Consider the following 14449-nt stretch of genomic DNA (forward strand, 5'->3'; position numbering starts at 1 on the left):
ACGTCGATCGCGCGAGGGATGGACCGCCAAGACGCGAAGGGTAGTGGTCAACTTTGCCCAGGGAGAGTCCACATGAAGGCGGGAAGATCATTCATGTTTTCTTCCCGCCTTCCCGCCTTCATGTTCAAATTTGACCACTACCCTCGCGAGCGCCTCTTTCCCCGCGCGCCCGAGCCTCCGGATGGCCGCCTCCCGCCGCAGCGCCTCGCCCTTGTCGGCCGCGGTCTCCACGTGGACCAGCGCGAGCGGCCCCCGGCCGCGCGTGTACCGCGCCCCGCGCCCGGCCTCGTGCTGGGCCAGCCGCGCCGCAACGTCGCGCGCGATGCCCGTGTACAGCGACCCGTCGCCGCAGCGCAGGATGTACACGTGCCAGGCCGCGGTCACTCCTTCGGCCCCTCGTTGTAGCCGCGCGGCCGGTATTTCGGGTCCACGCCCCCGTGCTTCGCGCCGTTGTCGAGCGTGTCGACCGCGAGGTACGCGAGCCACGTCCCCGGGTGCTCCTCCGCGAGCTGCCGGAGCTCCGCCTCGTGCGCCGCGAGGCGCTGCTCGTCGTGCAGGCACTGCAGCGCGAGCGCGATCAGGCTCAGCTCGTTCGGGCCGAGCTCCATGCCGCGCTGGTAGTGCGGGAAGGCCTCGTCGGCGCGGTGCATGCGGCAGAGCGTGTCGCCCGTGTACACGTGGGCCATCGGCCACGTCGGGGCGAGCTCCACCGCGATCTGGCTCTCGGCGAGCCGGGCCGGGAGGTCGCCGCGGGCGCCCTTCATGACCGAGTAGTTGAGGTGCGCCTTGGCGCTGTTCGGGACGGCCTTCTTCGTCGCCGCCCAGAAGTCGAGATCGTTGCGGTAGTCCATCGCGTGCCGGTAGGCCTGCACGCACTGGAAGCCGAAGAAGAGCACGAACAGCGCCGGCGTCAGCCACGCCCGCCACGACCAGCGCCTGCGCGGCGCGAGGGTCGAGCCCGCGAGCGCCTCGTGCAGCCACGAGAACGCGACCGCGAGGACCAGCGACGAGCCGATGGCCGGGAAGTACCAGAAGCGCTCGGCGCGCACCGTCGGCAGGACGACCGGGATGTTCGAGTGCGGGAAGTAGCTGACCACGACCCAGGTCAGCCCGATCGCCAGGAGGCACAGCCCCGCGTAGCCGCGGCGCAGCGGCACCCATACGCTCCGGTCCGCGGTCGCGGGGCAGGGCAGGGGGCGCCCGCCCTCGACGAGCAGCCCGAGGCCGAGGAGCAGCGCGGGCAGGAACGGCAGCGGCCAGAGCACGAGCGGCAGCGCCCGGAGCGGCGCCACGCGCCCCGCCGGGCGGAGCACGTGCCAGTCGTACGCGGCGAGCGCGGCCGCCGCGCCCGCCAGCAAGGCCCCGGCGAGGAGCAGCGACCACCGGCGCGACGTCGCCGGGCCGCCGTCGACAAGGAAGGCGGCGCGCACCGAGCGCCGCTCGCGCCGCTCGAGGTGCTCGCGGCGGAGGGCCGCGATCCAGAGGGCGAGCGAGCCGAGCGGGGGCAGCGCCATCATCGCGGCGCCGGCGACGCTGCCGAAGAAGACCAGCCGATCGGGCGCCGGCTCCTGCGGGTACGAGTAGTCGCCGCTGAGCGTCCACGGGAACACGACCTGGGTGAGGCCGCGCCAGTAAACGCGCAGCGCGCCGGCGATCCGGTGCGGGGTGTCCGCGGTGCTGAGCGGGTTGTTGAGCGGATCGCGCGGCAGGGGCGCCTGGTGGAACCAGACGAGCAGGTCGTGCAGCGCGCGCTTCGCGAGCGGCGTCCCCTCCGGGAGCGGCGTCGCGAGCTCGGCCGGCATGGGCGCCGGGAACCAGCGCCGCCGGAGCTCGACGTACAGCACGAACGCCGCGCCCGCGGCGAGCAGCGCGAGGAGCGACCGGACGAGCCGCGCCGGCCGCGTCGGGTGCGTGAGCGGCGCCGCGATCAGGGCGGCGAACGGGATCAGCGGCACGCAGACGAGCGCGCTCTCCTTGGAGAAGAGGCCGAAGAGCACGGCCGCGAACACGCCGAACGGCATCGCCCACGCGGGCAGCGCCAGGGCGGCGAGGGCGGCGATCGCGCCGAGGCCCCCGAGCACGTCGGCGATGCCCACGATGCCGCTCACCGCCTCGGTGAGCACCGCGCAGCCGACGAAGATCAGCCCGGCGAGGTAGGCGAGCCCGCGCCTGCGCGTGAGCCAGAACGTGACGCACGTGAGCAGCGCGGCGTTCGCCGCGTGGAAGAGGACGTTGTAAAAGTGGTGGAAGAACGGCTGCTTGGTGACGGCCCAGACGGTGCGCCAGAGGAAGTTCGGCAGCGGGCGGTAGGAGCCGACGCTCCGGTCGGGCGGCAGGCCCCAGAAATCGCGGTGGATCGCGTCGATGAAGCGGAGCCCGCCCTTCGCGTTCACGTACGGGTTGGCGAGGAGCGCCTCCTGCTCGTCGAAGATGTAGTTCGTCGACGGGGCGCGCGTGAAGAGGATGACCGCGATCACGGCGAGCGGCGCGACCGCGGACAGGAAGGTCGGGTCGAGCGCGAGGAAGTAGTCGCGCACGCGCCGGGCGACGCGCCCGAGCAGGGTGGTCGGCTCGGCCGGCGGCTGCGCGGACGACGGCGGCGCGGAGGAGGGGGGCGCGGACGGCGGCGGCCCGAACGGCGGCGCCAGGGCGTCGGAGAGCGCGCCGGAGGTGGGCTCCGGTGCGGCCTGGCCGGCGGCGGACGGGGGCGGGTAGTTCACGCCGCGCCCCTTCAGCCTTTGCCGTCCGGCGGAGCGCCCGGCGCGCCCCCCGGCTCGGGGATGGACCAGATGTCGCCCCAGAGCGGCTGCCCGCCGTCGATCCCGTAGACCGCGCCGGTGATGAAGTCGTTCTGGTCGCTCGCGAGGAAGACGATGAGCCGCGAGACCTCCTCCGGGGTGGCGAGGCGCTTGAGCGGGGTGGCGCGCCGCGCGAGCTCGAGGAGCTCGTCGCCGTACTGCGACGTGCCGCTCGATCGGATGTTGCTGCCCGGGGCGACGGCGTTGATGCGGATGCCGTGCGCCGCCCACTCGACGGCGAGCGAGCGGGTGAGGTTCTCGACGCCGGCGCGCGCGGCGCCGGTGTGGGCCATGCCCGGGAAGCCGCGGCTCACCGACGCGGTGACGTTCACGATGCGGCCGCGCCGGGCCGGGAACATCGCCCGCTGCGCGACCTCGCGGGTCATGAAGAAGGTGCCGTTCAGGTTGTTGCGGACGACCGCCTCCCAGCCCTTCGGGGTCATGTCGATGGCCGGGCTCGGGAACTGGCCCCCGGCGTTGTTCACGAGGACGTCGATGCGGCCGAAGCGCCCGAGGACCTGGCCGACGAAGGCGGCGATCTGCTCCGGCTCGCGGATGTCGCAGGGCGCGGCGAGCACGTCGGCCTCGGCGACGCCGTCCCCGGCGAGCGCCTTGGCGGCCGCCTCGAGCTTGTCGGGCTTGCGGCCGCAGATCGCGACCCTGGCGCCGAGCGACGCGAGCTCTCGCGCGCACGCGAGGCCGATCCCGCTGCCCCCGCCCGTGACGAGGGCGACCTGATCGGCGAAGAGTCCTGGGGCGAAGATCGAGCGCGCCTGGGTCACGCCCCGCGTTTACAACGGGTCAGCGGGCGGCGCCACAAGCTGGCGGTCCCGGGGTTCTCCGGCGTTCCCCCGGGGTTCCCCGGCGTTCCAGGCAGAACGGCGGCGCGGCCGGCGGCGCCCCCGAGCGCGCCCCCGCGCGCGCTCACGGCCGGAGCCGGAGCACGTCCCAGCGCACGCGGCGCGCGGGGCCGCCCTTGGCGGTGAGCGTGACGTCCTCGAGCGCGATCTCCGAGCTCTCGGCGAGCTTCGAGGTCGCGCGGAGGCGCTCCACGCCGCCCTCGCTGGTCGCGAGGAAGCACGACGCGCACGCCTCGATGGTGGCCGCGCTCGCCTCCTCGAGGGCGCCCGGGTTGCCCTGCTCCGCCCCGCGCGACGCCTCGAGCGTGGTGCCGTCGGCGAGCGTCAGGCGCGCCCGCCCGCCAGGCGGGAGCGCCACCAGGACGTCGAGCCGGTCGCTCACCTGCTCGAGCGTCACCACCGACGGGTCGGCCGCGGGCGCCAGCGTGTCGATGCTCGGGTCGAGGAGCGGGAGGATCTGCTCCGAGACGAGCAGGAGCGGCAGCTTCTCGAGCGGCGCCGGGATCACCTGCTCGCTGCCGCCCGGATACGCCGTGAGATCGTCGAGATCGACATACTGGGCGGCGGGCGGCAGCCACGCCTTCCTCGACGTCTCGCCGCGCCGCACCACCGGCGCCACGTAGAGGGCCGGGCCCAGGTAGTACGCGTCGTCGACCGACCACGCCGCCGGGTCGCGCGGGTGCAGCAGGAACGGGTGCATCGAGAGCGGCTTGCCGCTGTTCGCCGCCTCCTCGGCCAGCGTCATGAAATACGGCAGGAGGCGCGTGTGCAGGCGGGCGTACTTCGCATAGACGTCCTGCGTCTCCTGGTCGTTCCAGAGCTTCCATTTCGTCTTCTTCGTGACCGGATTGGAGCACGCGTCCTGTTCCATCATGATCGGCGACGCGGCACCGAGCTGGACCCACCGGAGGAAGACCTCCTTGTCGTTGGGAGCGCTGGTGATGCACTTGAATCCGGTCACGTCGCTGCCCCAGTAGGGCACGCCCGACATGGACAGGTTGAGCCCGCCGCGCACCGCCGACGGGAGCCCCTGGGTCTCGTCGAAGGTCGCCTCGGCGTCGCCGCCCCAGACGGCGGGCACGAGCGCCTGGGTCCCGCTGTAGCCCGAGCGCACGAAGAAGAGGTAATCGCCGGGGCGCTCCTCCTCCAGGAGCTCGTGCGCCGCGCGCGCCGAGAGGACCGGGAACTCGTTGTGGACCTCGTCGCCGCGGCGGCCGTCGTGGAACACGGCGTCGTGCGCCGTGTACTCGCCGAAATCGTGCATCCAGCCGTCGTAGCCGAGGTCGAGCGTGCGGCGCAGGAGGTCCTTGTACCAGGCCACCGCGTCGGGGTTCGTGAGATCGACCGCGGCCACCGTGAGGAGCTGGCCGGAGATGAAGGTGGTGAGCGAGGGCTCGCCGTCTGGGCCCTTCACGAGGAAGCCATGGTCCTTTGCGTAGGTGTAATCGGCCTCGGCGTTCGGCGCGTTCTCGGCGATGTACGGGTTGTTGTAGGCCATGACCTTGTAGCCGGCGGCGTGCAGGTCGCTCGTCCATTGCGCGACCTCGTCTTCGACGCCGAGGTGCGAGAGCGCCGGGAGGAAGTGGAGGGCGTCGTCGATCCCGGTGATCGGGATGTCGCGCTGGCGCATGAGGAGGTATTCATCGACCCCGTCGATCATCGATCCTCGGTTGACGCGCCGTCGCGGGCCGAACACCCACGGCGCGGGCACGGGGGGGCGCCCGGTGTCCTCGGTGTAATCGGCGATCGCCGCGAGCGGCTCGGATCGCACGTAGATGGTGGCCGCGAACGAGGGCGCGTCGACGGCCATCCGCCACGTGTCGCTCGCCTCGCTGCCGAGGTGGACCTCGCTCCGGAACGTGGTGTCGAGGTAGACGCCGTAGCCCTGGCTCGAGAGGAAGAACGGGACGGGGAAATAGGTCATCGACGGGCCGTTCGGATACGGATTGCCCGGCCCCGCGGGCGCGTCTTCGCCCTGGCCGAGGCCGCCCTCCTCGGCCCACGCGTAGAGCGATTGGCCCCGGTGATCGACGGTCGCGAAGCGCTCGCCGAGGCCGTAGAAGTGCTCGTCCTGGCGGAGCGCGAACGAGAGGCTCGTCTTGTTCAGCGCGCCGGGCTCCGCCTGGCCTTCGGCCTCGCTGGCGTCGAGCGCGAGGCGGACGCGCGGGCCGTCCAGCGACACGTCGAGCGTGAGAAAGAGCCCGTCGCGCGCGAGCTCGATCGTGGCGCCGTCGCTCCGCTCCGCGCGGACCGTCGCGTGGGCGGCGCGCCGCCAGGGGCCCTCGATGGGCGTGAACTCGTCCCAGCCGGGCAGGAAGCCCGTGCGGTGGACGGCCTCGTCGATCGTGGCCGCCGGGCCGCCGTAGGCGCCGTCTCCGGCCCCCTTCGCGGTCTCGAGCACGGTGTTGCCCTCGGCGTCGAGGATGCGCAGCGCGAAGGGCGCGGTGTTGATCTCGACCGCGGCGTCGGGGGACTCGAACCGGAGCAGCCTGTCCTCGGGCCCCGGAGGCGCCGTGGAGCTGCACGCGGGCAGGAGCAGGGCGATGAGGGCGAGCGGCGGAGGGAGCGGCGAACGCATAGGAGATGCCACGGTACCAGAGGCCGGCGCGGTCCGACGCACACGCGACGACCCGGAGGCGCGATGAGGCGAGCGCCGCTCCACGACGCCCGGTGTTCGCCCGTATTGCTTGAAGAAAAGGCTTATCGAGCGAGCTCGCTCTCGCTTACCTGTTCTCCGGAAGACGGGGTGATCTCATGCGTTGGATCACATCGATTCTCGAAACCCCGAGCTCTCGCATCGAGCGGTTCACCCCGAGAGCCTGGAGAAGGTAGGACAGAGCACCGTCGCACCGACGTCATGCGCGCTCGGTCCGGCGCGAACGGGATCTCGCCGACCTGCGCCTTGTCGACCCGCCGTGGCCGGCGCGCTCCGGATCAGTGCCCCTTGCGCGTCAGCCGGGGCATGACGACGTCCTGGAGCAGCTCGGGGACGGCGCGCTTCAGCCGCCAGAACCAGCGGCCGTCGCGGTGGGGCACCGCGTAGAGGCGGCCGGCGTCGACCGCCTCGATGGCGCGCCGCGCCACGTAGTCGGCCTGGACGCCCTTGCGCCCCATGAGCTTCACGACGGCGTCCCGGGTGGCTTGATCGAACCCGCGCCCGCTCTCGACGATCTTCGTCAGGAAGAAGGTCGGGCAGAGGACCGTCACGCCGGCGCCGTACGGGGCGAGCTCGAGCCGCAGCGTCTCGGAGAGGGCGACGACCCCGGCCTTGGTCACGCAGTACGAGGCGGCGCCGGGCATGGAGAGGAAGCCGGCGGCGGAGGCGACGTTCAGGAAGTGCCCGCTCCTCTGCTCCTTGAAGCGCGGCGCGAACGCGTGGCAGCCGTGGATGACACCCCAGAGGTTGACGCCCATGACCCACGCCCAGTCCTCGAGGGGGGTCTCGCCGACCTGCCCGCCCGCGGACACGCCCGCGTTGTTCACGACGAGATCGACGCCGCCGAGGGCGCGGTCGGCCTCGCCCACGAGCGCGGCGACATCGTCGCTGCGGCTCACGTCGCAGTGGACCACGTGCGCCTCGCCGCCGGCGCTGGCGACGAGGCGCGCCGTTTCCCGGGAGCCTTCCTCGTGGAGGTCGGCGAGGAGCAGCTTCGCCTGACGGCCCGCGAGCTCGACGGCGAGCGCGCGGCCGAGGCCCGAGGCGGCGCCGGTGATGACGGCGCGGGGGTGCTTGGGGAGGGGCATGGCGCAGGCGCATACCACGGAGGCTCTCTCACGCGCGAGCTTCCGGCGCGCGCCGCGAGCGGGCGCCCGCCACGGCTCGTCTCCCGCGCTTCGACGATCCGACGACAAAACAAGGCGCCGAGAACGCCCGAGGAAGACCGTGCTCCCCGAGCGTCCTTGGCGCCTCGTCGATTCGACCGCTGGATCGCTCAGGCGCTGCCGCGCGCGCCGCCCTGGCCCGAGCGCCCGCCGCTCAGCCGCTGGCCGAGCAGGTGCTTCGCGCGCTCCGCGAGCCGCAGCTCCTCCTGCCGCACCTCGCTGAAGAAGGAGGCGAGCTCCTGATCACCCTGCTTCTGCGCGTCCTGAACGTACTTCGAATAGGTCTCCGCGCCCTGGAGAGCATGGTAGAGCACGCTGACCAGGTTGTAGTCCTTGTCGGGGACAACGCTGCTCTCGGTGCGGCCTTCCTGAATGCCCGAGCCCTGCTGTCCCTGCGCGCCGACTCCCTGCTTCTGCTCGTTCGCCATTCCAACCTCCTCGATTCCCCCCAGCGCGGCCGGGGCAATGCAATCGGGAGGCCGCCCAGCGGAAAGCGTGCAGCAGCGAGGATTCGCGGCTGCGGGCGCGATCGCGCGACGATGCGCGTCGCGTTCCGCCACAGCAGGCGGACGCTCGCGCAGGATTGCACCACTCGGCGATCGCGCCCCTCCCGCTCAGGCCGCTGCGGGCGCGCTCGATGCAGCCTGCGCAGGTGCGCCGTCACGGGGCGCCGCTCGGGGCCGCGTCGCCCTCCCGTCGCGCCCGTGCGCTTCGGTTGCTTCGCTGCCGCACTTCGCCTACGCCTCACCGCGACGAGCGGTCCTCATGGGCACGATGGCGGGAGCAGCAAGCGCGGCGCGCCCTGGGACCTCAGGCCCGCGCCGGGAGAACCCAGATCGCGCGCCGCCGCCGGTGACGTCGCGCCGGCCGCAGCGGACAAGCCCATGTCTCCACTCGTGAAGCTCGACGCGATCACCAAGGTCTACTGGATGGGCGAGGTGGAGGTGCAGGCGCTCCGCGGCGTCTCCCTGGAGCTCTCCCGGGGCGAGATGGTCGCCATCATGGGCGCCTCGGGGTCGGGCAAATCGACCACGCTGAACGTCATCGGCACGCTCGACCGGCCGACCGCCGGCCGGTACCTCCTCGACGACGAGCCGGTCGAGGAGCTCGACGAGGTCGAGCTCGCGCGGCTCCGCAACCGCAAGATCGGGTTCGTCTTCCAGTCGTTCAACCTCCTGCCGCGCGACAGCGCCCTCGCCAACGTCGAGCTGCCCATGGTCTACGCCGGCGTCCGCCCGGCCGATCGGCGGGAGCGGGCCGCGCGCGCCCTCGCGCGCGTCGGGCTCGCGGACCGGTCGCACCACCTGCCGAACCAGCTCTCCGGCGGCCAGCAGCAGCGCGTGGCCATCGCCCGCGCCATCGTCAACGAGCCGCCGCTCCTCCTCGCGGACGAGCCGACCGGCGCGCTCGACTCCGCCACCACCCAGCAGGTCATGGAGCTCTTCTGCGCCCTGCACGGGCAGGGCATGACGGTCGTCGTCGTCACCCACGACCCCTCGATCGCCGCGTACGCCACCCGGGTCGTCACGTTCCGGGACGGCGCCATCGTCGAGGACACCGGCCCCCGCGGCCGGCGCGTGGACGTCCCGGCGTCGTCGGTTTCTGGACCGGGGTCGTCGGTTCCTGGACCGGCGTCATCGGTTCCTGGACCGGCGTCATCGGTTCCTGGACCGGCGTCATCGGTTCCTGGACCGGCGTCATCGGTTCCTGGACCGGGGTCGTCGGTTCCTGGACCGGCGTCATCGGTTCCTGGACCGGGGTCGTCGGTTCCTGGACGGGCGTCATCGGTTCCTGGACCGGCGTCATCGGTTCCTGGACCGGCGTCATCGGTTCCTGGACCGGCCTCATCGCCCCCCGGACGTTCGTCGACGCCCCCCGGAGGCTCCTCGTGAGCGCCCGGCGGCGGCGGCGCCTCTGGCCGTGGCTCATCGCCGCCCTGGCGCTCGCCGGGATCGGCGCCGTCGTCGTCGCCAAGGCCAGCGGCGGCCCCCCGCCCATCGACCCCGCGCTCGTCGTGACCGCGAAGCGCGGCGACCTCGCCGTCGAGATCCTCGAGACCGGCCGCATCGAGGCCCGCGAGAAGGTCGAGATCAAATCCAAGGTCGCCGGCCAGGTCGCCGAGGTGCTCGCGGACGAGGGCGCCCGCATCGCCAAGGACCAGCTCCTGCTCGTGCTCGACCCGACCGACAACGCGCGCGAGGTCGCCCGCGCCGAGGCCGAGCTCGCCCGGGCCAGGGCCGCCGCGGCCTTCGCCAAGCGCGTCGTCGAGCGGCGGACCGCCGGCGTCGAGGCCAGCGTCACCCCCTCGGAGGACCTCGACCTCGCCAAGCACGAGCTCGCCGAGAAGACCATCGCCGTCCGGCTCGCCGAGGTCGCGCTCAGCGCCGCGCGCGACCAGCTCCGGTACACGAAGATCTACTCGCCCCTCGACGGCACCGTGATCCAGCGCAACATCGAGCCCGGCGAGGTCGTCACCCCGGGGGTGCAGTCGACCTTCGAGGGCAAGGCGCTGCTCACCGTGGCCGACCTCTCGACGCTCGTGGTCAAGGTGGACCTCAACCAGATCGACGTCGCCAAGGTCGCCCCAGGACAGCCGGCGACCCTGACGCTCGACGCCCTGCCCGGCAAGACGTACGCGGCCAAGGTCACCACGATCGCGCCCGCCTCGGTGAAGCTCGAGGGGCGCGAGGTCGACGTCTTCCCGGTCGAGGCCGAGCTCTCCCAGGTCGACGGCCTCATCAAGCCCGGCATGACCGCCGATGTGCGCATCCGGCTCGACCATCGGCCAGGCGTGGTCTCCCTGCCGATCGAGGCCGTCTCCGCCGACGGCGGCAAGCAGCTCGTCACGCGCGTGGTCGACGGGCCCGACGGCAAGCCGACCACCGAGCAGGTCGAGGTCGCGCTCGGCGCGCGCAACGACCGCGAGGTCGAGATCCTGAGCGGCGTCCCGGAGGGGGCCCGCGTGCTCATCAACCCGCCCTCCGCGGCCGAGAACGAGACCAAGATGTGAGGTGGGCCGTCTACCTCGCGATCGCCGCCAAGGCGCTCTCGGCGCACAAGCTGCGGTCGATGCTCACCGTCCTCAGCATCACCCTCGGCGCCTTCGCGATCGTGCTCATGACATCGCTCGCCGAGGGCGGCCTGCTCACGCTGAGCCGCGGCATCGAGCAGCTCGGCGGGGCGCGGCTCATCCTCATCGCGCCGAAGGAGCCGGTGCGCGCCGAGCGCAAGAAGGCGATGTACGTCACCGGCTTCACCCGCAAGGACCGCGACCACCTCGCGCGCGGCATCCCCCACGTCGCCGAGCACACCCTGTACGCCATGCTCGGCTCGCGCGACGTGACCTCCGACGAGGGCGACGAGGACCGCACCGATCTCGTCGCGGCCGACAGCGGCTTCCTCGACGCCTTCCGGATGCCCGTCGGCCGCGGCCGCGCCTTCTCCGACGAGGAGGACCGCCGCCGCGCCCGCGTCTGCGTCGCCGGCCCCAAGCTCGCCGCGCGGCTCTGGCGCGGCGACCCGATCGGCCGGTGGGTCACGGTCGGGGCCCTGCGCTGCCGCGTCATCGGCGTCCTGGCCGCGAGCGAGCGGATGGGCTTCAACTTCGGCTTCAGCTGGGACGACCTGCTCGTCGCGCCCATCGACACCGCGGCGGACGTCGAGAAGGACGTGCGCTCCTCGGCGCTCCTCGTCCTCAAGACCGACGACGTCCGCAACAACGACCCGGTGAAGCGCATCGTCAACGCGCTCCTCGTCGAGCGCCACCACGGCGTCGACGACTTCACCCTCTACGATTTCAGCAGCATCATGGAGCAGTTCGAGGCGGTGTTCGCGACGATGAAGGCGATCGTCGGCCTCATCGCCGGCGTCGCGCTGCTCATCGGCGGCGTGGGCGTGATGAACATGATGCTCGTCAGCGTCTCCGAGCGCGTGCGCGAGATCGGCATCCGCAAGGCGCTCGGGGCGGCGCCGGGCGACATCAGCGCGCAGTTCCTGTGCGAGGCGGCGCTGCTCTCCGGCGCGGGCGGCCTGCTCGGGGTCGCCGGCGGCGCGCTCGCGGCCGGGCTCGCCTCGTCGATCATCCGCCGCTTCACGCCGGGGTGGGTCGGCGCGATCTCGACGACGGCGGTGATCGCGGCGCTCCTCGTCTCCTCCGGCGTGGGCGTGGCGTTCGGGTGGCTGCCGGCCCGGCGCGCGGGCCGGCTCGACCCGGTGGCGGCGATGCGGCGATGAGGCTCGCCGACCTCCTCCACTCGACGCGCGCGGTCGTGGCCGACCGCACCCGCGCCGCGCTCACGCTGCTCGGCATCATCATCGGCACCGGCTCGATCGTGCTGCTCGCCTCGCTCCTCGCGGGCGGCGAGGAGGCGCTGCTCCGGGCGAGCCAGCAGGCCGTGGAGGCCGACCTCATCCAGGTCCACCCCGCCGAGGTGAGCGTCAAGGACCGGCGGCGCACCCGGCGCGACCTCTCGCGGGACGACGCCCGCGCGCTCGCCGGGTCGCGCGCCCTCGGCGGCGCCTCGGCCCTGAGCGAGTCGGCGCGCCCCACCGAGGCGCGCGCCGGCCGCAAGAAGAAGCGCGTCACGCTCGTCAGCGCGGCGCCGGCGGCGCCCGCGCTCTACGACCTCGAGCTCGCGGCGGGCCGGTTCCTCGGCGAGGCGGATCTCGCGGCGCGGCGGCGCGTGTGCGTCGTCGGCCACGAGGTCTGGGCCGAGCTCTTCGGCGGCCCGCCCGCGCGGGTCGCGCAGGCCGAGCCGGTCCACATGACGGCCGACGGCCACGTATGGACGGTGGTCGGCGTGCTCGAGGACCGGCCGATCGTCGGCTCCACGGACGACACGAACATCTGGAACCGCAAGGTCCTCGTCCCGGAGACGACCTACGACGCGCTGTACGCGCCGGCGCACACGACCGGCCGCATCTACGTGCGGCAGGATCCGCTCGCGGCCTTCCGCTCGCCGCTCGCCGCGCTCCGCGGCGTCATCGACGCGACGCTCCTGCGCCGCCACCACGGGGTGAAGAACTTCAAGATCGAGGACAAGGACAGCCACGCCCAGGAGACGCTCGTCCTCGACATCATCAAGATGCTGCTGCTCAGCACCGGCGTCGTCGCGCTGATCGTGGGGGGCATCAACATCATGAACATCATGCTGGTGACCGTGACCGAGCGGACGCGGGAGATCGGCATCCGCCGCGCGGTCGGCGCCTCGCCCCGCGCGATCCTGCTGCAGTTCCTGTGCGAGGCGGCGGCCGTCTCGCTGCTCGGGGGCGCGCTCGGCGTGCTCTCGGGCGTGGGCCTGTCGTGGCTCGCCGGCGCGCTGCTCGCGCAGGTGGTCGGCCGCTGGGCCTTCCACGTGGAGCTCTGGTCGATCGCCCTCGGCCTCGGCCTCTCGGCCACGATCGGCGTGGTGTTCGGCTTCTACCCGGCCTACCGCGCCGCGCGCCTCGATCCGATCGAGGCGCTCCGCGCGGAGTAGCGCTCGCCCCCCGGTGACGCGTGGGTAGTGATCAACTTTGCCCGGAGAGAGTCCCCATGAAGGCGGGAAGATCATGGAGGGTTTCTTCCCGCCTTCCCGCCTTCATGTTCAAATTTGACCACGACTACGCCGCGGCGGCGGCCTCCGGCTCCCCGGCCTGGCCCTCGCTCTCCTCGGGATCCCGCTTCGCGTGCGGGAAGCGGTCCATGCGGCTCAGCACGGGGAAGCCGAGGGCCCACAGCGCGGCGACCACGACGGTGGCGCCGCCGCCGAGGAGGATGGCGGGGAGCAGGCCGAGCCAGCCGGCGGTGAGGCCGGACTCGAACTCTCCGAGCTCGTTCGAGGCGCCGATGAACACCGCGTTGACCGCGCTCACCCGCCCGCGGATCGCGTCCGGCGTCTCGAACTGCACGAGGATGTGGCGGATATAGACGCTCACCATGTCGCCAGCGCCGACGAGGAACAGGGCGACGAGCGCGGCGGGGAAGCTGTGCGTCTGCCCGAGGCCGATCGTGGCGAGCCCGAACACCGCGACGCCGCCGAACATCCAGCGGCCGACGTGCCGCGTGATCGGCCGGAAGGCGAGGACGCCCGCGGTGAGCGCGGCGCCGACGGCCGGCGCGGTGCGGAGCATGCCGAGGCCGGTCGGCCCGGCGTGGAGCACGTCGCGCGCGTACGCGGGCAGGAGCGCGACCGCGCCGCCGAACAGCACGGCGAACAGGTCGAGCGAGATCGCGCCGAGCACGGCCGGCCTCGACCACACGAAGCGCAGCCCCTCCAGCACCGCGCCGAGCGACGCCGGCTCGCTCCGCCTGGCCTGCTGGGTCGCGCGCGCGAGGCCCATGAGCAGGAGGGAGGCGAGGAGCAGCGCCGCCACGATCGCGTACACGATCGTCGACCCGGCGAGGTAGAGGAGCCCGCCCAGCGTCGGCCCGACGATGACCGCGACATGGAAGCTCGACGAGCTGATCGCGACCGCCTTCCCGAAGCTGTCGGCCGGCACCAGGTTCATCAGGATCGCCTGCTGCGCCGGCATCATGAAGGCGCGCGCGCTGCCGAACAGCACAAGCACCGCGAACACGGGCCACACCACCGTGAGGCCCGACAGCGTGAACGCGAGCAGCAGCACGGAGCAGAGGAGCTCCACCCCGAGGCCGACCGTGATGATGCGGCGCCGGTCGAACCGGTCCGCCGCCTGCCCGGCGACGAGGATCAGGGCGAAGAACGGCGCGAACTGGGCGAGGCCGATGAGGCCGAGATCGAAGACGTCGCCGGTGAGCGCGTAGACCTGCCAGCCGATCGCGACGCTCTGCATCTGCACCGCGATCGCGGAGAGCAGCCTCGACGCGAGGTAGAACGAGAAGCTCCGGTGGCGCAGCACGCCGAGCCCGGTGAGTTGGTTGGAGGACATTCGACGCCTGCGGCGACCCTCGATGGGCCGTGGGGACTCACGCTCACGCTCGATGAGCAACAGCGCATGTCGCGACCGAGC

10 protein-coding genes and 1 pseudogene are annotated in these 14449 nt (G+C 72.7%); 4 read left to right on the top strand and 7 right to left on the bottom strand.

Annotated features, from left to right (window positions below; genetic code table 11):
- Positions 1-87: 87 nt before the first annotated feature.
- The 6 genes from WMF26_RS07350 to WMF26_RS07375 all read right to left on the bottom strand — a co-directional run bounded on the left by WMF26_RS07350 (position 88) and on the right by WMF26_RS07375 (position 7908).
- The gene (locus WMF26_RS07350) at positions 88-384 is read right to left on the bottom strand and encodes a GIY-YIG nuclease family protein (RefSeq protein WP_437999737.1); all 297 of its coding nucleotides are present in this window, start codon (positions 382-384) and stop codon (positions 88-90) included.
- Positions 381-2720 carry a tetratricopeptide repeat protein gene (locus WMF26_RS07355; RefSeq protein ID WP_437999738.1) on the bottom strand — a complete coding sequence of 780 codons (2340 nt, stop codon included), beginning with the start codon at positions 2718-2720 and terminating at the stop codon, positions 381-383. Before WMF26_RS07355 ends, WMF26_RS07350 begins: the two co-directional genes overlap by 4 nt.
- Before the next feature lie 11 nt (positions 2721-2731).
- Entirely contained in the window at positions 2732-3580 is an 849-nt protein-coding gene (locus WMF26_RS07360) for an SDR family oxidoreductase (protein ID WP_437945390.1), read from the bottom strand.
- Positions 3581-3722: 142 nt separating this feature from the next.
- Entirely contained in the window at positions 3723-6236 is a 2514-nt protein-coding gene (locus WMF26_RS07365) for a TIM-barrel domain-containing protein (RefSeq protein WP_437999739.1), read from the bottom strand.
- Between the two features lie 356 nt (positions 6237-6592).
- Complete coding sequence (locus WMF26_RS07370) at positions 6593-7402, bottom strand: SDR family NAD(P)-dependent oxidoreductase (RefSeq protein ID WP_437999740.1); 810 nt, start codon at positions 7400-7402, stop codon at positions 6593-6595.
- A gap of 188 nt (positions 7403-7590) precedes the next feature.
- Positions 7591-7908 carry a hypothetical protein gene (locus WMF26_RS07375; RefSeq protein ID WP_061626796.1) on the bottom strand — a complete coding sequence of 106 codons (318 nt, stop codon included), beginning with the start codon at positions 7906-7908 and terminating at the stop codon, positions 7591-7593.
- Between the two features lie 456 nt (positions 7909-8364).
- Here WMF26_RS07375 and WMF26_RS07380 point away from each other — a divergent pair.
- From WMF26_RS07380 to WMF26_RS07395, 4 genes and pseudogenes are all read left to right on the top strand, one after another.
- Positions 8365-9036 (top strand): annotated as a pseudogene (locus tag WMF26_RS07380) (ABC transporter ATP-binding protein); the annotation flags it as partial.
- Positions 9037-9368: 332 nt separating this feature from the next.
- Positions 9369-10490 (top strand): efflux RND transporter periplasmic adaptor subunit, encoded by a 1122-nt coding sequence (locus tag WMF26_RS07385; RefSeq protein WP_437999741.1) that lies wholly within the window; start codon positions 9369-9371, stop codon positions 10488-10490.
- Positions 10487-11713, top strand: coding sequence for an ABC transporter permease (locus WMF26_RS07390; RefSeq protein ID WP_437999742.1), 1227 nt, complete (start codon positions 10487-10489; stop codon positions 11711-11713). Before WMF26_RS07385 ends, WMF26_RS07390 begins: the two co-directional genes overlap by 4 nt.
- Entirely contained in the window at positions 11710-12957 is a 1248-nt protein-coding gene (locus WMF26_RS07395; protein WP_437336483.1) for an ABC transporter permease, read from the top strand. Before WMF26_RS07390 ends, WMF26_RS07395 begins: the two co-directional genes overlap by 4 nt.
- Positions 12958-13081: 124 nt before the next feature.
- Here WMF26_RS07395 and WMF26_RS07400 read toward each other — a convergent pair whose 3' ends face one another.
- Positions 13082-14368 (bottom strand): MFS transporter, encoded by a 1287-nt coding sequence (locus tag WMF26_RS07400; protein ID WP_437999743.1) that lies wholly within the window; start codon positions 14366-14368, stop codon positions 13082-13084.
- Positions 14369-14449: the final 81 nt, after the last annotated feature.

Origin of the sequence: Sorangium sp. So ce185, from assembly GCF_051526825.1 — a bacterium.
Classification (GTDB): Bacteria; Myxococcota_A; Polyangia; order Polyangiales; family Polyangiaceae; genus Sorangium; species Sorangium cellulosum_D.

Bases quoted from the DNA above. Each gene is read 5' to 3' on its own strand.
- WMF26_RS07365 (WP_437999739.1), bottom strand. From the start codon at position 6,236: ATGCGTTCGCCGCTCCCTCCGCCGCTCGCCCTCATCGCCCTGCTCCTG.
- WMF26_RS07370 (WP_437999740.1), bottom strand. From the start codon at position 7,402: ATGCCCCTCCCCAAGCACCCCCGCGCCGTCATCACCGGCGCCGCCTCG.
- WMF26_RS07375 (WP_061626796.1), bottom strand. From the start codon at position 7,908: ATGGCGAACGAGCAGAAGCAGGGAGTCGGCGCGCAGGGACAGCAGGGC.
- WMF26_RS07395 (WP_437336483.1), top strand. From the start codon at position 11,710: ATGAGGCTCGCCGACCTCCTCCACTCGACGCGCGCGGTCGTGGCCGAC.
- WMF26_RS07400 (WP_437999743.1), bottom strand. From the start codon at position 14,368: ATGTCCTCCAACCAACTCACCGGGCTCGGCGTGCTGCGCCACCGGAGC.